23 protein-coding genes and 5 pseudogenes are annotated in these 25,121 nt (G+C 75.1%); 5 read left to right on the top strand and 23 right to left on the bottom strand.

Going from position 1 to position 25,121, the window contains the following annotated elements:
• Positions 1 to 13: 13 nt before the first annotated feature.
• The 9 genes and pseudogenes from MRQ36_RS26080 to MRQ36_RS26045 form a co-directional block, all read right to left on the bottom strand.
• Positions 14 to 1,327 (bottom strand): beta-ketoacyl synthase, encoded by a 1,314-nt coding sequence (locus MRQ36_RS26080; protein WP_242799371.1) that lies wholly within the window; start codon positions 1,325 to 1,327, stop codon positions 14 to 16.
• Positions 1,324 to 2,935, bottom strand: a pseudogene (locus MRQ36_RS26075) (class I adenylate-forming enzyme family protein). Before MRQ36_RS26075 ends, MRQ36_RS26080 begins: the two are co-directional and overlap by 4 nt.
• Positions 2,932 to 3,410: pseudogene (locus tag MRQ36_RS26070) on the bottom strand (beta-ketoacyl synthase chain length factor). The pseudogenes MRQ36_RS26075 and MRQ36_RS26070 overlap by 4 nt, the downstream one beginning before the upstream one ends.
• 85 nt (positions 3,411 to 3,495) lie before the next feature.
• Positions 3,496 to 3,630 (bottom strand): hypothetical protein, encoded by a 135-nt coding sequence (locus MRQ36_RS34725; protein ID WP_374251232.1) that lies wholly within the window; start codon positions 3,628 to 3,630, stop codon positions 3,496 to 3,498.
• Positions 3,631 to 3,639: 9 nt separating this feature from the next.
• Positions 3,640 to 3,908, bottom strand: a pseudogene (locus MRQ36_RS34720) (beta-ketoacyl-[acyl-carrier-protein] synthase family protein); the annotation flags it as partial.
• Between the two features lie 92 nt (positions 3,909 to 4,000).
• A pseudogene (locus MRQ36_RS34715) lies at positions 4,001 to 4,099 on the bottom strand (hypothetical protein); the annotation flags it as partial.
• 29 nt (positions 4,100 to 4,128) lie between these two features.
• Positions 4,129 to 4,551, bottom strand: a complete 423-nt coding sequence (locus tag MRQ36_RS34710; protein ID WP_242799370.1) for a hypothetical protein — start codon at positions 4,549 to 4,551, stop codon at positions 4,129 to 4,131.
• Positions 4,544 to 4,789 carry an acyl carrier protein gene (locus MRQ36_RS26050; RefSeq protein WP_242799369.1) on the bottom strand — a complete coding sequence of 82 codons (246 nt, stop codon included), beginning with the start codon at positions 4,787 to 4,789 and terminating at the stop codon, positions 4,544 to 4,546. The genes MRQ36_RS34710 and MRQ36_RS26050 overlap by 8 nt, the downstream gene beginning before the upstream one ends.
• Positions 4,789 to 5,055, bottom strand: a complete 267-nt coding sequence (locus MRQ36_RS26045) for a phosphopantetheine-binding protein (RefSeq protein ID WP_242799368.1) — start codon at positions 5,053 to 5,055, stop codon at positions 4,789 to 4,791. Before MRQ36_RS26045 ends, MRQ36_RS26050 begins: the two co-directional genes overlap by 1 nt.
• 62 nt (positions 5,056 to 5,117) lie before the next feature.
• Here MRQ36_RS26045 and MRQ36_RS26040 point away from each other — a divergent pair, with 62 nt between their 5' ends.
• On the top strand, positions 5,118 to 5,693 hold the full coding sequence (locus MRQ36_RS26040; RefSeq protein ID WP_278188793.1) for a 4'-phosphopantetheinyl transferase superfamily protein: 576 nt from the start codon (positions 5,118 to 5,120) through the stop codon (positions 5,691 to 5,693).
• A gap of 112 nt (positions 5,694 to 5,805) precedes the next feature.
• On the opposite strand, the gene MRQ36_RS26035 is transcribed toward MRQ36_RS26040, so the two are convergent.
• The 9 genes and pseudogenes from MRQ36_RS26035 to MRQ36_RS25995 all read right to left on the bottom strand — a co-directional run bounded on the left by MRQ36_RS26035 (position 5,806) and on the right by MRQ36_RS25995 (position 15,233).
• Positions 5,806 to 7,170 (bottom strand): class I adenylate-forming enzyme family protein, encoded by a 1,365-nt coding sequence (locus tag MRQ36_RS26035; RefSeq protein WP_242799366.1) that lies wholly within the window; start codon positions 7,168 to 7,170, stop codon positions 5,806 to 5,808.
• A 330-nt stretch (positions 7,171 to 7,500) separates the two neighbouring features.
• Positions 7,501 to 8,742 (bottom strand): beta-ketoacyl synthase N-terminal-like domain-containing protein, encoded by a 1,242-nt coding sequence (locus MRQ36_RS26030; RefSeq protein WP_242799365.1) that lies wholly within the window; start codon positions 8,740 to 8,742, stop codon positions 7,501 to 7,503.
• Positions 8,743 to 8,797: 55 nt separating this feature from the next.
• Positions 8,798 to 10,066, bottom strand: a complete 1,269-nt coding sequence (locus MRQ36_RS26025) for a beta-ketoacyl synthase (RefSeq protein ID WP_242799364.1) — start codon at positions 10,064 to 10,066, stop codon at positions 8,798 to 8,800.
• The gene (locus tag MRQ36_RS26020) at positions 10,063 to 10,467 is read right to left on the bottom strand and encodes a cupin domain-containing protein (RefSeq protein WP_242799363.1); all 405 of its coding nucleotides are present in this window, start codon (positions 10,465 to 10,467) and stop codon (positions 10,063 to 10,065) included. Before MRQ36_RS26020 ends, MRQ36_RS26025 begins: the two co-directional genes overlap by 4 nt.
• Complete coding sequence (locus MRQ36_RS26015; protein ID WP_242799362.1) at positions 10,460 to 11,212, bottom strand: SRPBCC family protein; 753 nt, start codon at positions 11,210 to 11,212, stop codon at positions 10,460 to 10,462. The genes MRQ36_RS26020 and MRQ36_RS26015 overlap by 8 nt, the downstream gene beginning before the upstream one ends.
• Entirely contained in the window at positions 11,209 to 12,711 is a 1,503-nt protein-coding gene (locus MRQ36_RS26010; RefSeq protein WP_242799361.1) for an acetyl/propionyl/methylcrotonyl-CoA carboxylase subunit alpha, read from the bottom strand. The genes MRQ36_RS26015 and MRQ36_RS26010 overlap by 4 nt, the downstream gene beginning before the upstream one ends.
• Positions 12,712 to 12,714: 3 nt before the next feature.
• On the bottom strand, positions 12,715 to 13,191 hold the full coding sequence (accB, locus tag MRQ36_RS26005) for an acetyl-CoA carboxylase biotin carboxyl carrier protein (protein ID WP_242801393.1): 477 nt from the start codon (positions 13,189 to 13,191) through the stop codon (positions 12,715 to 12,717).
• Positions 13,192 to 14,904 (bottom strand): annotated as a pseudogene (locus MRQ36_RS26000) (acetyl-CoA carboxylase carboxyltransferase subunit alpha); the annotation flags it as partial. It abuts the gene before it with no gap.
• Positions 14,901 to 15,233, bottom strand: coding sequence for a TcmI family type II polyketide cyclase (locus MRQ36_RS25995; RefSeq protein ID WP_242799360.1), 333 nt, complete (start codon positions 15,231 to 15,233; stop codon positions 14,901 to 14,903). The gene MRQ36_RS25995 and the pseudogene MRQ36_RS26000, both read right to left, overlap by 4 nt.
• A gap of 418 nt (positions 15,234 to 15,651) precedes the next feature.
• Here MRQ36_RS25995 and MRQ36_RS25990 point away from each other — a divergent pair, with 418 nt between their 5' ends.
• Entirely contained in the window at positions 15,652 to 16,467 is an 816-nt protein-coding gene (locus MRQ36_RS25990; protein WP_242799359.1) for a BTAD domain-containing putative transcriptional regulator, read from the top strand.
• 93 nt (positions 16,468 to 16,560) lie between these two features.
• A complete protein-coding gene (locus tag MRQ36_RS25985; RefSeq protein ID WP_242799358.1) occupies positions 16,561 to 16,908 on the top strand; it encodes a TcmI family type II polyketide cyclase in 348 nt (115 codons plus the stop codon).
• 109 nt (positions 16,909 to 17,017) lie between these two features.
• Here MRQ36_RS25985 and MRQ36_RS25980 read toward each other — a convergent pair whose 3' ends face one another.
• Both MRQ36_RS25980 and MRQ36_RS25975 read right to left on the bottom strand, forming a co-directional pair.
• Complete coding sequence (locus MRQ36_RS25980; RefSeq protein WP_242799357.1) at positions 17,018 to 17,830, bottom strand: hypothetical protein; 813 nt, start codon at positions 17,828 to 17,830, stop codon at positions 17,018 to 17,020.
• A 440-nt stretch (positions 17,831 to 18,270) separates the two neighbouring features.
• Positions 18,271 to 19,176 carry an aminoglycoside phosphotransferase family protein gene (locus MRQ36_RS25975; RefSeq protein WP_242799356.1) on the bottom strand — a complete coding sequence of 302 codons (906 nt, stop codon included), beginning with the start codon at positions 19,174 to 19,176 and terminating at the stop codon, positions 18,271 to 18,273.
• A gap of 164 nt (positions 19,177 to 19,340) precedes the next feature.
• On the opposite strand from MRQ36_RS25975, the gene MRQ36_RS25970 reads away from it, so the two are divergent.
• Both MRQ36_RS25970 and MRQ36_RS25965 read left to right on the top strand, forming a co-directional pair.
• Positions 19,341 to 20,540, top strand: a complete 1,200-nt coding sequence (locus MRQ36_RS25970; RefSeq protein ID WP_242799355.1) for a low temperature requirement protein A — start codon at positions 19,341 to 19,343, stop codon at positions 20,538 to 20,540.
• A 122-nt stretch (positions 20,541 to 20,662) separates the two neighbouring features.
• Positions 20,663 to 20,869 (top strand): hypothetical protein, encoded by a 207-nt coding sequence (locus MRQ36_RS25965; protein ID WP_242801391.1) that lies wholly within the window; start codon positions 20,663 to 20,665, stop codon positions 20,867 to 20,869.
• A 225-nt stretch (positions 20,870 to 21,094) separates the two neighbouring features.
• Here the strand turns inward: MRQ36_RS25965 and MRQ36_RS25960 are convergent, their stop codons facing one another.
• The 3 genes from MRQ36_RS25960 to MRQ36_RS25950 all read right to left on the bottom strand — a co-directional run bounded on the left by MRQ36_RS25960 (position 21,095) and on the right by MRQ36_RS25950 (position 24,686).
• Positions 21,095 to 23,197 (bottom strand): amino acid transporter, encoded by a 2,103-nt coding sequence (locus MRQ36_RS25960; protein WP_242799354.1) that lies wholly within the window; start codon positions 23,195 to 23,197, stop codon positions 21,095 to 21,097.
• Between the two features lie 125 nt (positions 23,198 to 23,322).
• Positions 23,323 to 23,775 (bottom strand): hypothetical protein, encoded by a 453-nt coding sequence (locus tag MRQ36_RS25955; RefSeq protein ID WP_242799353.1) that lies wholly within the window; start codon positions 23,773 to 23,775, stop codon positions 23,323 to 23,325.
• A gap of 59 nt (positions 23,776 to 23,834) precedes the next feature.
• Positions 23,835 to 24,686 (bottom strand): S9 family peptidase, encoded by an 852-nt coding sequence (locus MRQ36_RS25950; RefSeq protein ID WP_242799352.1) that lies wholly within the window; start codon positions 24,684 to 24,686, stop codon positions 23,835 to 23,837.
• Positions 24,687 to 25,121: the final 435 nt, after the last annotated feature.

Raw genomic sequence — 25,121 nt, 5'->3', positions numbered from 1 at the left:
GCCCGGGATGGCATCACTCCGCTGGTCGGGTGGCCGGTCGGCGCGGTGACGACCACTCCGGCTCGGCGCGGCTGTCGCCGCGCCGCGACCCGGAGCAGTCGCCGGCGACCCGACGCAGCAGCAGGCTGACGTTCTGGCCGCCGAAGCCGAAGGAGTTGGTCAGCGCGTACTCGGCGGTGGTCGCCCGGGGTAAGGTCCGGACGTGGTCGGCCGGGCAGTCCGGGTCCGGGTCGTCGAGGTGGTAGGTCGGCGGCAGCAGCCCCCGGCCGAGCGCGAGCGCGGTGGCCGCCGCCTCCAGCACCCCGGACGCCCCGAGCAGGTGCCCGGTGAGCGCCTTGGTGGCGCTGACCGGCACCCCGCCCACCCCGAACACCTGCCCCAGCGCGGTGGCCTCGGCGATGTCCCCGAGCCGGGTGCCGGTGCCGTGCGCGTTGACGTAGCCGACGTCCCGCACGGTGACTCCCCCGCTCGCCAGGGCCCGGCGCATGCTCTCGGCCGCCCCCGTCCCGTCCGGTCGCGGCGCCGTCGGGTGGTACGCGTCGGTCGTCGCCCCGTAACCGGCCACCTCGGCGTAGCCGGTGACGCCCCGGGCGGCGGCGTGCCCGGCGCGCTCCAGCACCAGCAGCGCCGCCCCCTCGGCCAGCACGAAACCGTTGCGCCGCTTGTCGAACGGGCGACTCGCCTCGGTCGGGTCGGCCCAGCCCCGGGCGAGCGCCCGGGCGTTGCCGAACGTGTCGGCGAAGGTCGGGAAGAGCGGCGCCTCGCTCGCCCCGCAGACCACCACGTCGGCCTCGCCGGCCCGGATCAGGCGTACCGCGTCGGCGACCGACTGCGCGCCGGACGCGCAGGCCGTGCCCACCGCCGAGCTGTAGCCCCGGATGCCGTGCGCGATCGCGATCCGCGCGGCCGGCATGTTCGGCAGGATCCCGGTGAGCAGGTACGGGCTGACCGCCGCGCGGCCCCGGGCGGCCCGGGCCAGCACCTGCGTCTCCAGGGTGGCCATGCCGCCGACCCCGCCGACGATCACCCCGATCCGGCCCGGGTCGACGTCCCGGCCCACCTCGATGCCCGCGTCGGCCAGCGCCTCGGCGGCGGTGAGCAGGGCGAGCAGCACGATCCGGTCGAGCACCTTCGTCTCCGGTCCGGACGCGACGTCGCGCGGGTCGATCGGCGGCAGCACCCCGGCCACCTCCAGCGACTCCCGCGCCGGGTGGCCCTCGGGTGGTCGGACCAGCCCGGACCGGCCGGACGTCAGCGCGGTGAAGGTCGCCTCCGCCCCCCGTCCCACCGGGGTGAACAGGCCCATCCCGGTGATGACGGCGGTCATGACGCCCGCTCGGTCAGGTGGCGCTCGCGCAGCGCCACCTTGCGGACCTTGCCGGTCACGGTGACCGGGATGTCGTCCGCCCGGACCGGCACCACCCGGCGCAGGGTCGCCCCGACGTCCGGGCCGAGCGCCGCCCGGACCGGCTCGGTCCGGTCCACCTCCGGGTCCGCCCCGGTGGCGAGTTCCAGCAGCACGTCGGTGACCACCCCGGCCGCCTCCTTGACGATCACCACGGTGCAGTCGGTGACGTCGGGGCAGGCGGCGAGGACCCGCTCCTCGGACAGGGCGGTGAAGAAGCGCTTCCCGTCGCCCGCGTCGACGGAGTCCACCGCCCGGTCCAGGTGGTAGAAGCGGCCGTCGGAGTCGGTGCGGACCAGGTCGCCGGTGAGGTACCAGCCGCGCAGCCGGGACCGCCAGGTGGTCACCGAGTCGTTCCAGTAGCCCCGGAACAGCGACGGCGAGTCGACGCCGAGCCAGCCGACCCGGCCGGGCGGCAGCTCGTCGCCGTGCTCGTCGAGCACCGCCACCTTCGCGAACCGGTAGGGGCGGCCGACGCAGCGGCCGTACCGGTCGGTGTCGACGGTGTGGGTGACGTGGAACATCGAGTGCCCCATCTCGCTGGAGCCGAGCCCGTCGATGAAGACCGAGCCGGGCACCCGGGTCACCCCGTCGCGGGTCACCACGTCGCGGGAACCGACCCGGACCAGGCGACGGATGTGCGGTTCGTGCGAGGCGTCCCCGGTGTTGAACCACAGCCGCACCGACGTCAGGTCGTACGCGGACAGGTCGAACCGGGCCAGCTCCGCCCAGGTCACCGAGAAGCCGAACACCCCGTCGGGCCGCCAGCGCCGGATCGCCTCCAGGACCCGTTCGCCGCCCTGGTCGGAGAGCAGGAACATCTCCGCCCGGTTGCCCAGCGCCTGGTTGACCATGAGCACCGTGGCGGTGTGCGGGGCGGGCAGCGCGTTGAGGATCCGGTGGGTGCCCTGTGCCTGCGGCATGGTGAGCAGGTGCCGGGTGGCGGCGAAGAGGCTGGCGTGCGAGTGCAGCACCGCCTTAGGCACCCCGGTGGTGCCGGAGGTGTGGGTGATGACGACCGGGTCCTCGTCGTGGTGCCGGTGGTGGGCGGGCGCGGCGGCCGGGTCCCCGGCGCCCGCGTCGGCTGGCCGGCCCAGCAGCGGGGCGCCCAGGTCGTGCCCGGCCAGCAGCCCGGTGTGCGCGGCGTCGGCGACACCCCGGCGGGGCGCAGCCGGCGGATGTACTCGGCGGATCTCCGCGCAGCCGCCCGTTCATCAGCGCCGGGATCGCGCCGAGCCGGGCCAGCGCCAGGAAGGAGAGCACCATGTCGGCCGCGCCGGTGGCCCAGACCGCGACCGGGTCCCGGGGCCGTACCCCGTGCTCGTGCAGCCAGGCGGCCCGGGCGGCGACCCGCTCGGCGAGCTGCCCCAGGGTCAGCGGCTGCTCGGCCGGGTGGCCGTCGACCGGTGTGTCGAAGGTGAGCCCCGGCCCGTCCGGGTCGGCGCCGTGCGCCAGCACCCGGGCGAGCACGTTCCCGGCGCCCAGTTCGGGGTCGGCGGCGAGCGCGCCGCGCAGTCCCTTCGTCCTCATTGACGGGTCCCTCCCCCCAGCAGCACCGCGACCGCCCCGGTGGGCGTGCCGTCGGGTGCCGCGTCGACGTGCACCAGCAACGCCTGGTCGGCGTCGCCGTCGTAGCGCAGCAGGTCCGCCTCGGCGACGCCGGCGGCCCACGGGTCGCCGGTCGGGCTCAGACAGACCACCGGGCCGTCCAGTCCCCAGCGGGCCGCGACGTGCCCGGCGACGCTGTTCGGCACCGACTGGTAGAAGAACAGCGGCCCGATCCGGCCCCCGGCGGCCACCGTGGCGCGGACGTGTTCCGCGCTGCTCCGGTCCCCGTGCGCGCTGACCAGCAGCACCGCCGTCCGGCCCGCCGGCGGGTCGGCGTACCGGCGCAGGCAGCGCTCCGCCACCGCCACGACCAGCGGCGCGAACGCCGAGTGCACGAAGCCCGGCACCCCCGGCGGTGTCCGTCGCCGGGCTCCGGCCAGCGCGCCTCGGCGAGCACCCGCCACCCGACCGGTGTCCGCCCGGCGTCGGGGGTCACGGGGCACCGACCAGGAGCGCGGTGTTCGCGCCGCCGAAGGCGGCGTTCAGGGTGAGCGCGTACGGGGTGACGGCGGGCGCGGGGGCGTCGTGATGACGTCGAGGGGGCAGGCGTCGTCGGGGGCCAGGAAACCGGCGTTGACGGGCAGTTTCCCGTGCCGCAGCGCCTGCGCGGTGACCACCAGTTCGAGCAGGCCGGACGCCTCGAGCGTGTGCCCGTGCAGCGCCTTGGTGGAGCGACCGGCAGCCGGTCGGCGAGGTCACCGAGGGCCAGCCGCAGCGCCGCCGCCTCCGACGCGTCGGCGGACTGCGTACCGGTGGCGTTGGCGTTGACGTAGCCGACCGCCTCGGCGGGCAGCCCGGCCCGGCGCACGCGGAGCGCACCGCGCGGGCCAGGCCGGTCCGCGCGGGTCGGTTGGCACGGGTGGTACGCGTCGCCGGCCCGTCCCCAGCCGTGCACCGAGGCCAGCGGTTCGGCCCCGCCGACGGGGCGGCGTCGGCGGACTCCAGCACCACGGCGGCCACCCCGTCGCCGAGCAGCAGGCCCTGCCGTCCGGCGCTGAACGGGCGGACCGCGCCGTCGGCGGCGAGCGCCCGGCCGGCGTCGAAGAGCGCGTACTGGTCCGGTTCGACCAGGTAGCCGGCGGCCACCACGACCCGGGTGAGGTCACCGCGCCCGATCAGGTGGCCGCGTCGGCCACCGCCGTGCTCGCCGAGACGCAGGCGGTGGTGTAGACGCGGGTCGATCCGCCGAGGCCGCAGCGGCCGGCGAGGTGCCCGGCGAGCGCCGGCACCTCGGGCCCGCCGTCGGGCGTGGGCCCGCCGTGGAGTGGCCAGCAGCAGCGACTCGGCCCGCCGGGCCGCATCCAGGCCGGCGCCCGGCAGGGCCGGTCGACCGCGTCGGTCAGCTCGTCGGCGAGGGTGCCGACCTGCGGCAGGGTGGCCGCGACCGTGACCCGGCGGCCGGTGGTGTCGAAGCGCCGTACCGGCCCGAACGCCGGGGTGCCGGCGAGCACCCCGGCGAGCTGCGCGTCGACGCCCCTGCCGAGGGCGCTGAGCGCATGGACGCCGGTGATCGGTACGGGCCGTCCCCGCTCAACCATCTGCGGGGGCGGTCAGCGCGGCGTGGAACACCGCCAGCGCGTCGTCGACGGTGCGGATGCCGGCCAGCTGGTCGTCGGTGAGGTCCAGCTGGCGGTCGTGGCGTTGCTCGACGAGGTGCACCAGCCAGGCCAGCTCCATCGAGCCGATCCGGTCGGGCACCTGGTCGACGGGTCTCGCGGTCAGTTCGGCGAGCATGCCCACCAGGTCGGCGCGCCCCAGCCGGGGCCGACCGTCCATCAGGGCCGGTCGCCGGTCGCCCCGACGACCCGGTCGGCCACCATGGTGGTGAACTCGCCGACCGTCATCAGGGCCAGCTTCTCCGACTCGTCGTCGGCGAACTTGAGGCCGTACCGGTCCTCGACCCGGACCGAGAGGTCGGCGAGGGCGAGCGATTCCAGGTCGACCCCGGAGGGGCCGAGGGTGGTGTCGTCGTCGATGTCGTCGACGTCGTAGTTCATGTCGGCGAGTTGCGCTATGACGAAGGTGCGGACCTCGTCTCGCATGGCGGTAACCTCTTTCCGTGGTCCAGCTGCCGGTGCCCGGTCGGGACACCGTGTACGTGTGGATGGGCCGTACCGCCGGTGACCAGCGGGTGCTGGTGGGGCGGCTGCTGCGGCGCGCGGGTGGCGCACTGCTCGGCCGGACGGAAACGCGGATCGACGTGAGCCGGGAGCCCGGCGGGCGCCCGGTGGTACGGGCCGACGACGGCCGGACGCTGCCGGTCAGCGTCAGCCATGTCGAGCAGGTGGTGGTGGTCGCCGCCCGGTTGGGCGGCCCGGTCGGGGTGGACGTCGAGCCGTGCCGGCCGTTGCCCGCGTTGGCGCTGGCCCGCCGCTGGTACCACCCCGACGAGGTGGGCTGGCTGGGCGACCGCCCGGCAACCGGGCGGGACCTGGACTTCCTGCGGCTGTGGACCGCCAAGGAGGCCGTCGGCAAGGCGCTCGGGTCGGGGCTGCGCGGGCAGGGACTGCGCCGCCCGGTGCCCCGGCCGGAACTCGGACCGCTGCGTCCGGTGCCCGGCCGTCCCGGACTCCGGGTCGGCCATCCGCCGCTCGGCGGCGACCTCGCGTCCGACGGTGGGCTGGTGCTGGCGGTGGCGGTCGCCGGGGCGGCCGGCGAGATCCGGGTCGTCCTCGCCTAGCGGCCCGGTCGCGGTCGGCGCCGCCGGTGGTAGGCCGCGCGCGGTCGGCGCGGTCGGTGGTGGGCTGGGGAGTGGCGGTTCGGGCGGGGCGGGCGCGTGCCGCAGGGCCCGGTCACGACGCCGCCGCCCGCAGCGCCGGGGCGGAGCGGACCAGCTTGCCGGTGGTGGTCCGGGGCAGCCGGTCGAGCAGGCGCAGCGTACGCGGCCGTTTGTAGCCGGCCAGCCGCTCGGCGAGCAGGTCGTCCAGGGTCTCCTCGGTGAGCGGCCCGTCCGGCTGCACGTACGCGGTGATCCCGTCGTCCCAGACCACCACGGCGGCGCCCACCCCGGGCAGCTCGGCGACGGTGGCCTCCACCTCGCTCAGGTCGACCTTCAGGCCACCCACGGACACCTGCGAGTCGAGCCGGCCGGCGACCGTGACCCGGCCGCTGTCCGGGTCGACGGTGCCGGCGTCGCGGGTGTGCAGCCACCCGTCGGACCAGCGGGTCGGGTCGCTGAGCCCGACGTACGGCGACGCCGGGCAGCTGACCAGCAGCTCGCCGCCGACCTCGCGCACCTGGATGCCCGGGGCGGGGGTGATGGCGGGTCGGTGCCGCCCGTACAGGTCGGTGCCGATGACGCCGACCTCGGTCATCCCGTACATGTTGCCCAGCGGGACGCCGAAGCGGTCGGTGAAGGCGCGGGCCACGGCGGCCGGGACCAGCTCGCCGCCGGTGGTCATCCGGACCAGTTGCGGCAGCGGGCCGGCCGGGCGGGTGGAGGCGAGCAGTCCGATGTGGAACGGCACGCCGAGCACGGTGGCGGGGGTGTCCTGGGCGGCGACGGCGGCGAGGATGGCATCCCCGCTGAGCCGCTGCGGCGGCACCAGTTCGACGCCGGTGTGCAGCCCGTGGAGCAGGCCGCCGACCAGGCCGAGCACGTGCACCATCGAGGGCAGCAGGATGATCCGCTCGCCGGCCCGCGCCACCCCGTCGATGAGGGTGTAGCGGTGCACCTCGGCGACCAGGTCGGCGGCGGTCCGACCGATCACCTTGGACGGGCCGGTGGAGCCGGAGCTGAGTTGGATCACCGCGTGGGCGCTGCCGGCGGGCCGGTCGGCGTACGGGGTGACCCCCTCGGTGACGTCCAGGAAGACCCGCAGCGCGCCGCCGCCGGTACGGACCGGGGCGACGACCACCTGCGGGGTGAGCCGGCGCAGCGCCCGGTCCACCTCATGGTCGGTGAGCCGGTGGTCGAGCAGGACCGCCTGGGCCCCGGTGCGCCAGGTGGCGAGCAGGTTCACCACGTACGCCACCGACGGCGGCAGGCGCAGCGCGGCGGCACCGCCCGGACGCAGCCCGGCCGCCGCGAGCCGGGTCTGGGCCGCCTCGACGAGCCGGCGCAGGGTGCCGCGGTCCACCGGCTCGGGCAGGCGCAGACAGATGTCGGTCGGCGGACCGGCCAGCAGGATGTCGTCCACCCAGCTCGGGTCGGTCACCGCAGGATCTTCGGTCGTCCGTTGACTGTCCACCACGCCCACCGCCCAGGCTGAAAGTGGGCGAATCCGCCCAACAGGTGCGCTCTCCGGGGTGCTGCGGGAACAGTACGACAGCCCCTCAGCCATTGCTAGATGCAAATGGCTAGATCAAAACGAGCGCCCGGACGGATTGCCGACCCTCGATCGGCCAGGAAGGATCGACCCCGTACGCCGGGATGCCGGAAGTCCTCCGGCGGGCGCACTTTCACCGAAAGAGTGGCCATTCCGCGGGGAATGGCCACTCTTTCCGGGAAACCGGGCGCACTGTCTGGTCGGGCCCGGGGCGGACGGTCAGGGGGTGGGTGGGGGTGCGGCGCCGCGGAGGACGAGGGCGCTGTTGAAGCCGTCGAAGCCGCGGGCGCCGATGAGCGCGACCCGGGTGCGAAGGCGGCGGGGCTCGCGCAGGAAGTCCAGCTCGCAGCCGTCGGCGGGCTGGTCGGGGGCGGCGGAGGCGGGCAGCAGCCCGTGCCGGAAGGCGAGCAGCGCCGTCGCCACGTCCAGCGCGGAGCCGCCCTGGTGGGCGCGGCCGGTCAGCGGCTTCTGCGTGGTCACCGGCGGCGGCCGGTCACCGAACACCGACCGCCGCGCCGCCGCCTCGGCCCGGTCGTGCGCCCGCACCCCCAGCGCGTCGGGGAAGACCACGTCCACGTCGTGCGGCCGCACCCCGGCCCGGTCCAGGGCCAGCCGCAGCGCCCGCGCGTAGTGTGTCGGGTCGGGCTCCACGTCCGCCTCGGTGGGGGCGGCGTCGTGGGTGGCCGCCCAGCCGGTCACCTCACCGTAGATCCGCGCGCCCCGGGCCAGCGCGTGCCCGAGTTCCTCCACCACGAAGACCGCGCCGCCCTCCGCCGGTACGTAGCCGGCGGCGGTGGCGTCGAACGGCCGGTAGGCCCGCTCCGGGTCGGACACGTCACTGAGCAGGCCGGAGCGGAGCTGACACGCCAACGCGTACGGGCTCAGCGGGCACTCGGTCGCGCCGGCGACCACCACCGGGGTGCCCCGGCGGATGGTGCGGACCGCGTGGGCCAGGCTGTCCAGCCCACCGGCCGACTCGGCGTCCAGCACCCCGCACGGCCCCTTGAGCTGGTGCCGGATCGACAGCTGCCCGACGCTCGCCGCATAGAACCAGGCGATCGACTGGTACGCCCCGACGGTCCGGGTCGCCCCGCCCCAGAGCCGCTGCAGCTCCCGCTGCCCGAACAGGTTCCCCCCGGACGAGCTGGCCAGGGTGACCGCCCAGTCGTACGGGTCCGGGGCCTGCTCGGGCAGGCCGGCGTCGGCCAGCGCCAACCGGGTGGCGGCGAAACCGAGGTGCGTCCACCGGTCGGTCTGCACGAGCTGCCGGGAGTCGGCGTAGCGGGTGGCGTCGAAGTCGGGCACCTCCCCGCCGATCCGGGTCGGGTAGCCGGCCGGGTCGAACAGCGTGATCGGCCCGGTGCGCCGGGTGCCGGCGAGGACCGTCGCCCAGTGCGCGTCGGCGCCGACGCCGCTCGGCGCGACCACCCCCACCCCGGTCACCACCGCCCGCGCGGTCACTGCGCCAGCTCCGTTCGCGACCGCGGGGCTCGCAGAACCGGCTCACTCCTCGCGCTCACGATACCGCCGCCAGTCGGCGGAAGATCATCGCGGACTGGAAGCCGCCGAAGCCGCTGCCCACCGAGAGCGCCACGTCCACCGGCAGCTCGCGCGCCTCGTTCGGCACGTAGTCCAGGTCGCACTCCGGGTCCCGGGTGCTCCAGTTGGCCGTCGGCGGGACCACGCCGTACTCGATCGCGAGGGCGCAGGCGGCCATCTCGATCGAGCCGATCGCGCCCAGCGAGTGACCCACCATCGACTTGATCGAACTGATCGGCACCCGGTACGCGGCCGGCCCCAGGGCCCGCTTGAACGCGGCCGTCTCGTGCCGGTCGTTCTGCCGGGTGCCGGAGCCGTGCGCGCTGACGTACGACACGTCGCCCGGCGCGATCCGCGCCTGCCGCATCGCGTCGGTGATGGCCAGCGCCATCTCCACCCCGTCGGGGCGCAGCCCGGTCATGTGGAAGCCGTTGCTGCGGCTGGCATAGCCGGCCAGCTCGCAGTAGACGTGCGCGCCGCGCCGGCGGGCGTGCTCGGCCTCCTCCAGCACCAGCACCGCCGCCCCCTCGGCGAGGACGAACCCGTGCCGGTCCGCGTCGAACGGCCGGGAGGCGTGCTCCGGATCGTCGTTGTCCGGGCTGGTCGCCTGGATCGCGTCGAAGGAGGCGACGGTGACCGGGGAGATCGGCGAGTCGGCGGCCCCGGCGAGCAGCACGTCCGCCTCACCGTCGACGATCAGCTGGTGGGCGTACCCGATGGCGTCGATGCCGGAGGTGCAGCCGGTGGAGACCACCTGCGCCGGCCCGTGCAGGCCGTGCCGGCGGGCCACCTCCGCGGCCAGGCTGCTCGGCACGAGCGCCTGATAGAGGTACGGCCCGCCGCGGGTGTGGTCGACCAGCCACCGGCTGCCGGCGTCGCTGACCCGCACGTACTCCTGCTCCAGCGCCATGGTGCCGCCGACGGCGGTGCCCAGCACCACCCCGGCGCGGTCCCGCCCGACGTCGGTGAGGGTCAACCCGCTGTCGGCGAGCGCCTCGGTGGAGCAGGCGAGGGCGAACTGCACGTACCGGTCGGCGCGCTGCCGTTCGGCGAGGGTGATCCCGGCGGCGTCCGGGTCGAAGTCACACTCGGCGGCGATCCGGGACCGGAACGGCGACGGGTCGAAGAAGCTGATCCGCCGGGTGGCGGTCCGCCCCTCGGTGATGGTCTTCCAGAACCGGTCCCGGGTGACGCCGCCGGGCGCGACGACGCCGATGCCGGTGACCACGGTGCGTCGGCCGGTCACGACGGCCCCCGCTGCTGCGCGACCTCGGTGTCGACGTGGCCCAGTTCGGGGCGGGGCGCCAGCGGACCCAGGTGGAACACCACCTCGGCCGGCTCGTCGCCGGTGTTGCGCAGCCGGTGCCGGACGTCCTTCGGCACGAACAACGCCTCCCCGGCGGCCAGCGGCACCGGCCGGTCGTCGAGGTCGACGGTGATCGCGCCCCGGGAGACGTACAGGAACTCCTCGCTGTAGGGGTGGTAGTGCTCGGCGATCCGCTCCCCCGGCGCCAGCACGGCCACCCCCATGAACCCGGAGGTGCTGCCGACGGTGCGGGGGCCGAGCAGCACCCGCAGTTCGCCGCCGCGCCGCCGGTCGGCCGGTACGTCCCGCGCGGCGACCGGCGCGGTGGTGGTGTCACTCATTCCCGACCTCCTCGGTGGACTGCCGCGGCGCGGGAGCGGCGGCGGCCGACGCGGCGGCGCGCTGTTCGACGCGGTCCTTGATGACGGCGAGCTGAACCTTGCTGTTGGTGTTGATCCGGTCGGTCATGCCGGCGTTGTCGACCGGCGCGTCGGGCTTCATCGCGAAGTCCTGCACCCAGGTCATCCGGGTGCCGCCGGGCACCTCGTCGTAGCGCCAGTGGATGTTCATGTAGGCGAACGGCCCGGTCTCCACCCGGTGCGCCCGCACCTCGCGGGTGGCCGGGTCGGCGGTCCGTTCACTGACCCAGCTCCAGGCCACCCCGTTCTCGTCGGGATGCATGGTGAGCCGGAACCGGACGGTGTCGCCCTGCTGCTCCAGGATCTCCACGACGGCGTACTCGGTGAACAGGTCGGTCCACCGGGCCACGTCGTTGGTGACGTCCCAGACGAACGGCAGCGGGGCGTCGATGACCACCGCGTTCTCGGTGTGCCCGGGCGGGGCGACGCGGCGGGCCACCAGGTCGGCGACGCCGGCGATGCTGAGCTGCCCGGCCTGTTCGGGGATGGTCACCCGCCACCGGTCGGCGACCACCGCGGAGAGTTCGAGCAGGGCCAGCGAGTCCATGCCCAGCTCCTCCAGGCTGGCCGCCGGGGTGCGGGCGGCGGCGTCGGGATCCAGGCCGCAGTGCGCCACCAGGATGTCGGTGATCTCCGCGGTGAGCGGTCGGTCGTGCGTGACGGTCATCGGGTCCTCCTTGCGGGTGGGCCGGGCGGGTCGGCGGCGGTGACGGGTTCCCGGTCGGTCCCGCTCCGCGCGGCCGGCACCGGGCCGGCCGGGCCGTCGATGGTGGCCGGGCCGTCGGCGCCGGCCGGGGCGTCGGTGGTGGTGGGGGTACGGGCGGCGAGCAGCCGGTCGACCAGGGCGGTGGTGTGGCGGGCCGCGCGGAACGTCGGGTCGTCGAGCACCCGCCGGACGAACGGGATGGTGGTCCGCATGCCGGGGCCGGCGATGTCGAACTCGCCGAGGGCCCGGTCCAGCCGGTGCAGGGCCGAGTCCCGGTCGGGCGCCCAGACCGCCACCTTGGCCAGCAGGGAGTCGTAGTGCGGGCTGACCAGGTAGCCGGGGTGGCCGTGGGTGTCCACCCGGGTGAACGGACCGCCGGGCGGCCGGAACCGCTCCAGCCGGCCGGGGGTGGGCGCGAAGTCCCGCTCCGGGTCCTCCACGTTGACCCGGCACTCCACCGACACCCCGCGCGGCTGGATCTCCTCCTGCCGCATGCGCAGTGGCACCCCGGCGGCGACGTGCAGCTGCTCGTGCACCAGGTCGATCCCGGTGATCATCTCGGTGACCGGGTGCTCCACCTGGATCCGGCAGTTGATCTCCAGGAAGTGGCACCGTTCCGCCTCGTCGACCAGGAACTCCACCGTCCCGGCACCGGTGAAGCCGACCGACAGGGCGCCGCGCAGCGCGGACTGCGCCAGGTTGTCCAGGGTGGCCGCGGAGAGGCCCGGCGCGGGCGCCTCCTCGACCAGCTTCTGGTGGCGGCGCTGCACCGAACAGTCCCGGGTGCCCAGGTGCACCCCGTTGCCGTGGTTGTCGCAGAGCACCTGCACCTCGACGTGCCGGGCGTCGGTCAGGTACCGCTCCACGTACACCCGGTCGTCGCCGAAGGCGAGCTGCGCGGCGGCCCGGGTGCGGGTGTACGCCCGGGGCAGCTCGGCGGCGGAGCGGACCACGGTCATCCCGCGCCCGCCCCCGCCCGCGGCGGCCTTCACGATCACCGGGTAGCCGACCTCGGTGGCGACCGCGAGGGCCTCGGCGACCGTCGGCAGGGTCCGTACGCTGCCCGGCGGCAGCGGCAGCCCGGCCCGGCTCAGCAGCGCCCGCGCGGTGGACTTGTCGGCCAGCGCGGACATCACCTGCGGCGGCGGGCCGACGAAGACCAGCCCGTTCTCCGCGCAGATCTCCGCGAAGTCGGCATCCTCGGAGAGGAAGCCGTAGCCGGGGTGGACCGCCTCCGCCCCGGTCTGCCGGGCCGCCTCGACGATCGCCGCCGCGTTCAGGTAGCTCTGCCGGCTGGCCGCCGGTCCGATCCGGACGGTCTCGTCGGCCAGCCGCACCGGCAGCGAGTTCGCATCCGCGCTGGAGTGCACCACCACGGTACGGATGCCCAGCTCCCGGCAGGCGCGCAGGACGCGCAGCGCGATCTCGCCCCGGTTGGCGATCAGCAGCTTGCCGAACACCGCTCACCGCCCGCCGTCGGTGGCCGGCGCCAGGGCGAGCAGCGGCTGGTCGTACTCGACGGGCTTGCCGTCGGAGACCATGATCTCCAGCACCCGGCCGGCCCGGTCGGCGATCACCTCGTTCATCAGCTTCATCGCCTCGACGATGCCGATCACCTGACCGGTGCGGACCAGGTCACCGACGGCGACGAACGGCGCCGCGCCCGGCTCCGGGGAGCGGTAGAAGGTGCCGACCACCGGCGACCGCACCGTCAGCCGGTCCGCCTCGACGGTCGGCTCCTCGACCGCCACCGGCTCGGGGTCGGTCCGGGGCGCCGGGGCGGGGGCGGCCTGCGCCGGACCGTGCCACTCCACCTCCAGGACGGTCTCGCCGCTGCGCAGCCGGACCCGGCGGACCGGGCCGGCCAGCTCGTCGACCAGCTTGCGGGCCTGCCGGCGCAGCCCCTCCAGGACCGCGTCGGGCCCCGGCACGGCGCTCATCGGGCCACCACCGGTCGGGCCGCGCCGCGCGCGGCGGAAACGTTGCCGGCGACGGCGGACCAGGGTGGCCGGCGGCACGTCCAGCAGCGGGGTGAGGTTCGCGGTCAGCGCGGCGCGCAGCAGCTCGGCGGCGGTCGCCGGATCGTGGTGCGCGGCCGGGGCGGGTTCGGGCACCACCTCGTCGACCACGCCCAGCCGGCACAGGTCCGGCGCGGTCAGCCGCAAGGCACGCGCGGCCTGCGGGGCGGCGGAGCTGTCCGGCCAGAGGATCGCCGCGCACCCCTCCGGGCTGATCACCGAATAGACGGCGTGCTCCAGCATCAGCACCCGGTCGGCGACGGCCAGCGCCAGCGCGCCGCCGCTGCCGCCCTCGCCGGTGACCACCGCGACGACCGGGGTGGGCAGCACGCTCAGCGCCAGGATGTTCTCCGCGATCGCCGCGGCCTGCCCCTGCTCCTCGGCGCCGACGCCGGGGTCCGCGCCGGGCGTGTCCACCAGGGTCACCACCGGCAGGCCGAGCCGGGCGGCCAGCCGCATCAGCCGCAACGCCTTGCGGTGCCCGGCCGGACTGGCCATGCCGAAGTTGCGGGCCACCAGCTCGGCGGTGGTGTGCCCCTTCTGGTGACCGACCACCATGACGGGCCGGCCGTCGAGCCGGGCCAGGCCGCCGACCACCGCCGGGCAGTCCGCGCCCAGCCGGTCGCCGTGCAGCTCCACGAAGCCGTCGAAGGCGGTGTCCAGGTAGTCCAGGGTGGTCGGCCGGCCCGGGTGCCGGGCCGTGCGTACCGTCTGCCAGGCGTCCCGGGCGGGCTCGGCCGGCGCGGCGGGCGGGCCCGACCGCGGCAACGGCTCCGGCCGGGGTACGGGCACCCGGCCGGCCACCGGACGACCGGCCCCGGCGGCGGCCAGCAGGGCGGTGGAGAGAGAGAGAGAGAGAGAGACCGCGCGCGCGCGGGCGTGCCGGGGCACCACCAGGTCGACCTGCCCGTGGCGCAGCAGGAACTCGGCGGTCTGGAAGCCCTCCGGCAGCGTCGCGCCGGTGACCTGCCGGATCACCCGGGGGCCGGCGAAGCCCAGCCGGGCACCGCTCTCGGCGAGCACCACGTCGGTGTTGGTGGCGAACGACGCGGCCACCCCGCCGTACGTCGGGTCGGTGATCACGCTGACCGTGAGCAGGCCCGCCTCACGCAGCCCGGCGACGGCCTGGCTGACGGTGGCCATCTGCATCAGCGACAGCGCACCCTCCTGCATCCGGGCCCCACCGGAGGCGGTGACCAGCACCAGCGGGACCTCCTCGGCGAGCGCCCGCTCGGCGGTACGGGTGATCAGCTCGCCGACCACCGAGCCGAGGCTGCCGCCGAGGAACCGGAAGTCCATCACCGCCAGCGCGACCGGGTGCCCGCCGATCCGGGCGGCACCGCAGAGCACCGCCTCCGCCAGGCCGGTGGCGGCCCGCGCCGCGGTGAGCCGGCGCGGGTACGGCAGCGTGTCCACGAAACCGATCGGGTCCACCTCGACCGGATGGTCCGGCAGGGCGGTGAACGAGTCCGGGTCGACCAGCTGCGCCACCCGCTCCGGCGCGTCGAGCCGGGCGTGCGAGCCGCACTCGGGGCAGACGTCCAGGTTGCGCCGCAGCCGCTTGCGGTACAGCAGCGACGCACAACCGGCACAGCGCGACCAGAGCTGTTCGTCGCGGGGCGCGGTGGTGGTCACGACCGCCGCCCGGGGGCGTCGAAGCGGTAGAAGCAGTGCGCCATCGCGTCCCGCGGGGAGCGCCAGTCCGCCAGGTACGGCGTGATGTACGGCCGCAGCCGGGCGCTGACCCGCTCGAACTCGGGATGCCGACGGACGTTCTCCACCGCGCCCTCCCCCGACAGCTCCGTCTCCAGCAGGTGCACGTACAGGTCACCGAGCCGGTAGAGCGAGCGGTGCCGGACGCCGGCGAGGCGTGGCAGTTCCGTCGCGTCGGACTCGGCGAAGATCTCCGCCACTTGCTCCTCGGCGGTCGGCACCACCTTCGCGACGATGAGCGAACGGTCCATGGACGAGCCTCCCCTGTGACGGCGGTGTGCACCCGGTCCGGCCGGACGACTGCGGCACACGGTGCTCGCGCGGGCGTCACCGGGGCGTCCCGGTACCGCCGAAGCAGCGCGGACTCTCGTGACGGTGTGTTGACGCAAACTGTGCTTCAGCTATGCGCCAACTGTTGACGACCGTCGCTTGTCGACTCTTTCTCGCAGTTCAGCGCGCTGATCGTCGCGCGCTGCGGCTGGTCACAATGTCGACGCGCCCGTTGACTGAGTGTAATCGGAATTGATAATCTCCGTCCCAGTGAGCCCGGTGGCCGGGACGTACGAGGGGCGCCGCGGCGGAACGGCTGGAGACACTGGCGTCGCGGGCAGTCGCGCCGGGCCAACGAGGGACAGTCGGGACGAGGGTTCCGGCGCAGGGGGTGCGCCCGTGACCGGTCATTCGAGGAGCGCCGGGGAGCGGTCCGCGCCCCAGGTGTCGCTGCACCTGCTCGGCGGGTTCCGACTGACGCACGACGAGACCCCGGTGGTGGTGCCCCGGGGACTGCAACGCGTCATCGCGCTGATCGGCCTGCGGCCGGGCGCCACCCGCAGCCACCTGGCCGGCCTGCTCTGGCCCGAGACGGCGGAGGAGCGCGCCCTGTCGTCGCTGCGGACCGCGCTGTGGCGGCTGCGCCAGGACCCGTACTGCCCGCTGGTCACCGACGGCGACACCGTACGCCTGGGGCCCCGCGTCGCGGTCGACATCGACGAACTGGTGCAGACCGCCGCCCGGGTCCGCACCGGCGACGTGCCCGACACCACCGGCGCCGCCCTCGCCGCCGGCCGCCACGACCTCCTCCCCGGCTGGTACGACGACTGGGTGCTGCTGGAACGCGAACGGCTGCGGCAGCTGCGCCTGCACATGCTGGAACAGCTCGCCGGCAACCACCTGGCCGCCGGCCGGCACGGGCAGGCCCTGGAGGCGGCCCTGGAGGCGATGGCCGCCGAACCGCTGCGCGAGACCCCGCACCGGCTGGTGGTCCGGATCCACCTCGCCGAGGGCAACGCCTTCGAGGCGGTGCACGCCTTCTACGTCTACCGGGACCTGCTGCTGCGGGAACTGCGCCTGGAACCGTCCCCGGCGATGTGCGCGCTGCTCGACGAGACCCTCGCCCCGATCCGCCACGCCACCCGACCGCCCGCGACGCCACGCCGACCGGCGGCAACACCCCCGGCAGCGTCACGGGCCCGACCGCAGGCGTGACGGGCAGATGACAGCACCGCCCGCATGGTGGTCCCACACGGTGTCCGACACCCCCCGGTGGGTCCCGCGGCACCACCGGCGAGAGGGGTCCCGATGAGTCGTCTGTTGATCGTCAGCCGGATCGTCCCAGGGGCGGAGGGGCGGGTCGCGCAGATCTTCGCCGAGTCCGACGCCACCGAGCTGCCCGGACTGACCGGCATCCGGCACCGGTCGCTGTACTGCCTGCACGACCTGTGCGTACACCTGATGGAGACCACGGACGTCGACCCGGACGCGGTCGCCGGGGCGCGCCAGCACCCGCTGTACCGCCAGGTCAACGAGCGCCTCTCCGCGCACACCTCGCCCTACCTGCCGACCTGGCACTCCCCCCGGGACGCCGTGGCCGGCTGCTTCTACAGCTGGGACGCGGCCGACGCGCCCTCGCCCGGCGCGCTGCGCTGACCGATCACCCCCACCCGGACCGGCGTCCCGGGCCCCGGCGGCACCGGGCCCGGGACGCCCCCTTCGTCCGGTACGGACACCCGACCCGCCGCAGTCGTCGCACGCTCGGTCATCCCACCACCACCGCGCGGCACCAGGCCGTCCCACCAGCGCCGGACGCGACCCACCTCCCTGTCGTCCCCGGCGTACGTGTGGCAAGCTGCGGCGAGTTTTCCCGCGACTTCTGTACCCGTACATACAAGGGAGGTTTGCCGTGCCGTCGACGTTCGGACAATGGCTGATCGTGATCCTGGCCCTGCTGGTGGGCCTGCTGGGCGGGTGGGTGCTGGCATCCCGCCGGCCGACCACCGGCACGACCCGGTCCATCGTGGAGGGCGACCCGGTGGCCGGCGTCGCCGACGTACCGCTGCCGGCCACCGCCGTCGTCGACCAGCAGCACCCGGCCGCCGTCGTGGACGAGGCCCCGGCGCCCGCCGCGGTGTCCGACGAGCCCACCCCCACCGGGTACGAGGCACCGCCGGCCGCGGCCACCCTGGCCGCCGCCGCCACCCCGCTCCCGACCGCCGACGAGCCGGTCGACGAGACCCGGACCGACGTGGACGAGCCCCGCACCGACGTCAACGAGGCCGCCCCGGCCGACGAGCCCGCCCGGCTCGCGGAGCCGGTCGTCGCGGAGCCGGTCGCCGCCGAGCCGGTCGTCGCCGAGCCGGTCGCGCCCGTCGAAGAGCCCGTCCAGGCCGAGCCCGTCCAGGCCGAACCGGTCCACGTGGCGGAGCCGGTCGCCGCCGAACCCGTCCCCGCGGCGGAGCCGGTCGTCACCGAGGCGGAGCCGGTCGCTGTCGAGGCGGAGCCGGTCGGGGACGACGCGGCGTCGCGCACCGCGGTTGCCGGCGCGGAGCCGGTCGCCGCGGCCGGGCAGCACGCGCCGGAGGCCGGGGAGCCCGCCACGCCGGCCGTCGTCCCGGCCCCCCGACCCGCCGTGGAGGACACCTTCCCGCCGGTCGCCACCGCCACCCCGGCCGAGCCGGCTCCGCCGTCGACAGCAGCGCGGCGAACGGCAGCGAGCCCACCGGGGCCGACGACTTCCGGCGTATCCAGGGCATCGGACCGAAGCTGGCCACCGCCCTCCAGGCCGCCGGCATCCGCACCTACCGGCAGCTCGGCGACCTGGACGAGGCGGCGCTGCGGGACACGCTGCGCGCCGCCGGCCTGCGCGCCACCGCCAGCCTCGCCACCTGGCCCCAGCAGGCCCGGGTGCTCGCCGGTGCCCACGCCGAGGCCGACCAGGTCCTGCCGGCGGGAGCGGGCGGGGACGCCTGAGCCGCTCTCGGGCCGGTGGCGATCCGTCGCCACCGGCCCGGCTCACCGGGTGGCGGACTCCGCGTACTCGCCGAGGACCGCGTCGAGCGCGTGCCGGGCCTCCGCCGCGCCGACCGGGTCCGGATCGTCGAGCCGGATCAGCGCCTTCCACAGTGCCCACCCCCGCCCGCGCGCCCAGGTCCCGTCGTCGACCGCGAGCGCGGCCCGGAACGCCGACCGGCTAGCACCGGACAGCAGCGTCCAGGCGATGGCCAGGTCACAGGCCGGATCACCGGTGCCGCAGCAACCGAAGTCGATGACCGCCACCAGCCGCCCCTCGCGTACCAGCAGGTTGCCGGCGGCGACGTCACCGTGGAACCACACCGGCGGACCGGTCCGGGCCGAGCGGAGCGCCAGCGTCCAGATCTCGGTGACGGTGTCGACCGGGACCCGGTCCCCCAGCGCCGCGATCGCCCGCCGCGTCTCCCCGTCGTACGTGCTCAGCGGCGCCCCCCGGAACGCACTGTGCGCCCCGGCCGGCGGCCCGTCGGCCGGCTCGGTCCGGTGCAGGGCGGTCAGGAACCCGGCGAGCGTCCGGGCGAACTCCGTCAGGTCCGTGATCCGCTCGACCCGCGCGGTGCGCCCCTCGATCCAACGCCGGACCGACCACGGGAACGGGTAGCCCTCGCCGGGCCGGCCGCGGCCCACCGGGGCCGGCACCGGCAGCGGCAGCCGGGGGGCCAGCACCGGCAGCCAGCGGTCCTCCTTGTCGACCTGGGAGGCGTAGCCGACGGCGCTCGGCAACCGCACGCTCATCGTGTCGCCGAGGTGGAAGGTGCGGTTGTCCCAGCCGCCGTCGTCGACCGGCCGGACCGGGAGGTCGGCCCAGCGGGGGAACTGCGCGGCGATCAGCCGGCGCACCAGCGGCACGTCGATCGACGGGGGTACGGCGGCGCCCTGTTCTGTCATCCCCGCCACGGTGGTGCCGGCGACGGCCCGCCGCAACCGGTTTGCGCGCCGGCCGGTGCCGGAGAATCGGACGGGAAGTACGAAAACGGGCGCGCCGGCCGGCGGCGGTCGCTACGGTCGGTGAAGGGCCGGACGGGCCGGCCGCGCCACCGCAGGAGCAGCTCGTGCCCTTCGCCACGCCGGAGCCGCCCGCCGGCCGGCCCCCCGTGCGTGACCCGGAGTCACCCCGGCGGGTGACCCTGCTCGAACTCTTCTTCGACCTCGTCTACGTGGTGGCCCTCGCCCTCATCTCCCGGGGCCTGGTCACCGAGGTGACCTGGGAGCGGGCCTTCCAGTCCCTGCTCATGCTGATGGCGATCTGGTGGACCTGGGCGATCACCACCCTGGTCACCGACCTCTACGACCCGCAGCGCCCCGAGATCAAGGTGCTGATCGCCCTGGTGATGTTCGGCGCGCTGCTGATGACCACCGCCATCCCCGAGGCGTTCAGCGGCCGGGGTCTCGTCTTCGCCGGCACGTACGTGGCGATCCACCTGGGCCGGGGCCTCTTCCTCCTCCCGACGGTGCGCCACCACCCGCAGGCCCGGCGGCGCGCGGCGCGGGTCTTCACCTGGTTCGCGGTCTCCGCGGTGCCCTGGCTGGTCGGCGGGGTCGTCCACGGCGGCGCCCGGGAGGCGCTCTGGGCGCTGGCCCTGGCCATCGACTATCTCGGCTTTCGCCTCGCCTACCCGGTGCCCGGCCTCGGCGTGGTCCCGGAGCACCAGCGCAACGTCACCGCCGAGCACCTCTCCGAGCGCTACCAGCAGTTCTTCATCATCGCCCTGGGCGACGCCATCCTGGTCACCGGCACCATGTTCAGTCTCAGCCACTCGGAGCTGGAGAACTTCGTCGCCTTCGCCACCGCGTTCGTCAGCACCCTGCTGCTGTGGCGCATCTACGTGCACAAGTCCGGGGAACTGCTGCCGCACGCCATCTCCCGGGCCCGGCAGCCGAGCCGGTTCCTGCTCACCGCCCCGTACACCCATCTGCTGATGGTGGCCGGGGTGGTCACCACCGCCTCCGGCTTCGACCTGGTGCTGCACGAACCGGCCGGGCGGACCCCACCGGCCTGGGCGGCGGTCATCCTGGGTGGGCCGGCACTCTTCCTGGTCGGCCGGTGCTGCTTCGAGTACGAGGTGTTCAGCCGGGTCTCGCTGTCCCGCCCCGGCGGGCTGCTGGCCCTGCTCACCATCGCTCCCGGCGTACTCTTCCTGCCGCCGCTCTTCGCGGCGCTCGGCACCATGCTGGTCCTGACCGGGGTGGCGGTGGCCGATCATCTGCGCAGCCGGGGCCGGCCGCCGGAGGACCCGTCGCCGCCGCACTGAGGCCGGCATGCCGGGGTGTGCCGAAATCGGTCCGGCTGACCGGTACCGATCACCGTTAGCCGTTCATCGCGATTGGGTACATGGCCTCCACCTCGATCCACCACGACCCCCGGAGGCACATCATGCGCGGCACCTCGATACTCGGCGTCATCGTCGTCATCTGGCTGATCATCGGCGCGATCGCCGCGGGTCAGCGGGGCTACTACGGCAACGACGACAAGAACTGCGCCGAGGCCGGCACCATCCTGGTCACCATCGTCGCCGGGCCGCTGAACTACATCGGCGCCAACCCGAAGGTGGACTGCAAGCTCCCGGAGCCGTCCAAGTAGGTCGTCGCCCCGTTCCACCCGGCCCGTGCCCCGCTCCCCCGTGGCGCGGGCCGCTTCCTGCCACCGTTGTCCCGGGTCACCACCCGTAGTGCGTCCTAGGAGGCTGGGCTTCGTCCTCGCTCCGCGCCCTGTGCCCTGCCCACTCGCCGCCCTACCGCACCGCATGGTCGTGCTCGATCCTGGATCGAGCACGACCATGCGGGCTGGGGCGGGTGCGGGGCCGGGTCAGCCGCCGACGTGGATGCCGGGGCGGCGGGTGGGGTCGGGCTCGGACTTGCGGATGATCTCGCGGACCACCGGCGGGGTGTCCCCCCGGCCGAGAATCAGGTAACGCAGCAGGTGGGCGATCGGGTTGCCCTCGGACCACTCGAAGTGGGCGTGCGGACGGACCCCGGTGGCGTCGCGGAGCGCGAGCAGGATCGCGGCGATCGCGTTCGGGGCGGCCGGGCTGCTGGCCCGCAGGATCCGGTAGCCACCGGCCTCCACCCCGTGCACCCGCAGCACCTGGCTGAACTGCGACGGATCGACCACGTCGATCTCCAGGAAGAGCACGTCCGCGGCGCCCGGCACCGGGTTCATCCCCCGCTGGGCCCGCTCCTTGACCCGGTACTCCTTCACCGAGCCGCCCTGCCGCTTGTTGGCGATCAGGTGCAGCCGGCCGTCGTGGGCCAGCGAGTCGGCGATGAACCGCCGGGCCGCCTCGTCGAACTCGATCCGCTCGGCGCGCAGCTCGGTGGTCCGGGTGACCCGGGAGATCAGCGAGACGGCGACGATGCCGGCGATGAAGAGCGCGGAGATGGCGATGCCGTCCGGCTTCTCGATCACGTTCTCCACGAGGGCGTAGAGCAGGACCGCGGTGAGCACGCCGAAGCCGACTGCGGCGAACCGGTGGTGGGCGCGGGCCGTCGCGATCGTCACCGCCACCGCGCCGGAGACCATCATCGCCAGGATCCCGGTGGCGTACGCGCCGGCCTGGGCGTTGACGTCGGCGCGGAAGGCGACGGTGATGGCGATGCTGATCGCCGTGTAGACCAGCACGACCGGGCGGACCGCCCGGCCCCACTCCGGTGCCATGCCGTACGAGGGCAGGTAGCGGGGCACGATGTTGATCAGACCGGCCATCGCCGAGGCGCCGGCGAACCAGAGGATCAGCACGCTGCTGACGTCGTACACGGTGCCGAACGCCTCGCCGAGGTGCTCGTGCGCCAGGAACGCCAGCGCCCGCCCGTTCGCCGCCCCACCCGGCGCGAACTCGTTCGCCGGGATCAGCACGGTGGTGACGAAGGTGGTGGCGATCAGGTAGACCGACATGATCAGCGCAGCGGCGGTGAGCAGCTTCCGGGTGTTGCGGATCCGGGCCTCGAGCCGCTGCCGGGGGTCGTCGCCCGCGCCCGTGACCAGCGGCATCATGCTCACCCCCGTCTCGAAGCCGGAGAGGCCCAGCACCAGCAGCGGGAACGCCAGCACGGTGGTGCCCAGCACGTCGCCGACGCTGCCGGCCCGGGTCAACGCCGACGTCCAGTCGGCGAGCACCGCCGGGTCGGCGGCGATCTCGACCAGGCTGGCCACCACGATCACCGCGTTCAGCCCGAGGAAGACCGCGACCAGCGGGATGGCGACCTGCACCGCCTCGCTGAAGCCCATCAGGAAGACCCCGCCGAGGATGAGCAGCAGCACCACGGTGACCACCACGGCGGCGGTGCTGCCGTGCGGGAACGACGCCGGCAGATAGGGGTTCTCCAGCAGGTGCACGGTGGCGTCGGCGGCGGAGAGGGTGATCGTGATGATCCAGGAAGTGGCCACGAAACCGAGCAGCACCAGCACGAAGAGCTTGCCGCGCCAGAACGGCAGCAGCCGCTCCAGCATGGCCACCGACCCCTGCCCGTGCGGGCTCTCCCGGGCCACCCGTCGGTACATCGGCAGCATCCCGAAGAGGGTGAGCGCCACGATCAGCAGGGTGGCGAGCGGGGAGAGCGCCCCGGCCGCCACCGCCGCGATGGCGGGCAGGTAGGACAGGGTGGAGAAGTAGTCGACCCCGGTCAGGCACATCACCTGCCACCACGGGTGCGCCTTCGCCTCCGGCTCCTGGGTCTCCGGGCCGACCGGCTGCACCCGGTGCTGGAACAGCCACCGGCTCAGCCTGCCGGCCGGCTCGGCCGGGTCGTACCGGGCTCTCCACGCACTCCGGAACGCCCTGCGGGCCGCGGCTGTCCGCTCGCCCCGCTCCGGGTCCCGCGCCGCCCGCAGCGCCCGCCCGTTGCCGGGCTGCGCGGTGGCACGCCGACCCCGCACCCGCCGGGGCTGCGCCCCGTCCCGCCCGTCCGCCATGTCCGTCCCTTCCGGCTCTGCCCCGACCGTAGGCGGTACCCACGGCATCGCCCGTCGGAACCGGACAAGCCGGAAAGATCATCGGGCCGGCCGGGATCGTACCCCGCCGGTCGCGTCGCTGCCGATCAGCTCCCCGCCGGGAGGCGGAGTGCGCGGAGCAGCCCGTCGGGATCGGCGACGGTCACCGTGACCGCCGGGTGGCGCAGCCACCGGCCGGGCGCCAGCGCCGGCACCGGGTCGGCGAACCGCAGGCAGACACCGGAGGTGGTGCCGGTGCCGAAGGTGACGCCGCCGTCGGCCAGGGAGAGGTGCGGGCCGACCGCCCGCCACCACCGGTACGGCCCGCCGACCTGCGCCCCGGTGACGTTGCCGCGGGCGGTGCGCAGCCGCCACGGACCGAACCGGATCGTCACCGTGTCGGCGTCCAGTTCGACCCCGGTGGTCTCCGGCCGGACGCCGAGCAGTGCCAGCGGCAGCCGGAACGGCGGATCGAAGCGGAATCCGAACCGGTGCGGCGGTGGGGTCGGCCGGTGCGCTGCTCGCCATGGACGGGGCGTACCCGGTGCGGGGCGCGACACCGCCCGCCCCGCACCGGTCCCGTGGGCCGGTCGACACCCCCGGGCCGACCGGCCGACGGTCATCCGGCGAGGCCGAGGCGGACGGCGAGCCAGGCGACCCGCTCGTCGCGGACCCGCGCCCCGCCCAGGTCGTGCTCCTCATGCGGATAGAGCGCCACCCGGGCGGCGGGGGCGGCGGTGCCGAAGGCCGCCCGGGTCTCCGGGCCGACGAACCGGTCCTCGGCGGCGAACTGGAGGTAGGCCCCGGCACCGAGCCGCTGCACCTGGTCCACCGGGTCGAGCCCGGCGAACACCGCCCGGTAGGCCGCAGCCTGTCCCGGCGGGAGCTGGAGCCAGTAGCGGTCGAACCAGTTGGCCCAGGTGGCGTCCGGGGCGAGCAGCACGGCCGTCCGCAGGCCCGGCTCCCGGGCGGTGAGGTCGGCCGCGTACATCGCGCCGTAGTCGTGCCCGACCACGGCGGTGCGGGCCCGGTCCACCCCGGGCTCGCCGAGCAGCCGCCGGTACGCCGCCTGGACGGCGTCGAGCTGCGCGGTGACCGCGGCCCGGTCCCGGGCGTCGCCCACCGGGTCGGCGGCCCACGGGAAGGTCAGCTGGGGCAGCACCGACACCACCCCGCGTGCGGCCAGGGCGGTCGCCTCGGCCAGGAACTCGGTGCGGTCCTGGCTGGACCGGCCCGGCTCGAACCAGTGCAGGCCCAGCACCCCGGCCAGGTGCGGGCCCGACCGCACCGGTCGGACCAGGTACGCCCGGACGGCCGGCTGCCCGGGCACCGGGATCTCGATGTCGCGGATCAGCACGGTGTCGGCGGGTGGCCGGGCGGCGTCGGTAGGGGCATCGGCGCGGGCGACCCCGGCGACGGTCCCGACGAGCAGGAGCACCGCCGTGGACAGGAGTACGGGCAGACGACGCACGAGCCACCTCCATCAGTTTCTAAATTTGTTTTATGACTGACGACGGTAGAATGGCGGACGGCGATCGGTCAAGGCGGAAAGGCGGCGGACGTGTCGGCAACCGGACGGCGGGACGGGCGATGAGCGCGGTGCCTCCCCTGGAACCGGCGCTGCGGCTGGCCGTCTCGCTGCTGCACACCCACTGGGTGCTCCAGGACCCGGCCGACCAGCTCAGCGTCGCCCGGATGAGGGCCGCCGGCCGCGAGACCGGCCTGGACGAGGTCACCGGCGCGTTGACCGAGGCCGACCTGCCCCGACTGCGGGACCTGCGCGACCGGCTCTACCGGGTGTTCGCCGCCCCCGACCCGACCGCCCGGGTGACCGCGCTCAACGACGTCCTCGCCGAGACCAGCGGGGGCACCGCCGTCGAGGCCGCCCCCGACGGCACCCTGCGCC

Source organism: Micromonospora sp. R77 (assembly GCF_022747945.1).
Taxonomy (GTDB): Bacteria; Actinomycetota; Actinomycetes; order Mycobacteriales; family Micromonosporaceae; genus Micromonospora.
The sequence above is the reverse complement of the archived record's forward strand: the minus strand, read 5'-3'. Positions and strand labels throughout refer to the sequence as shown.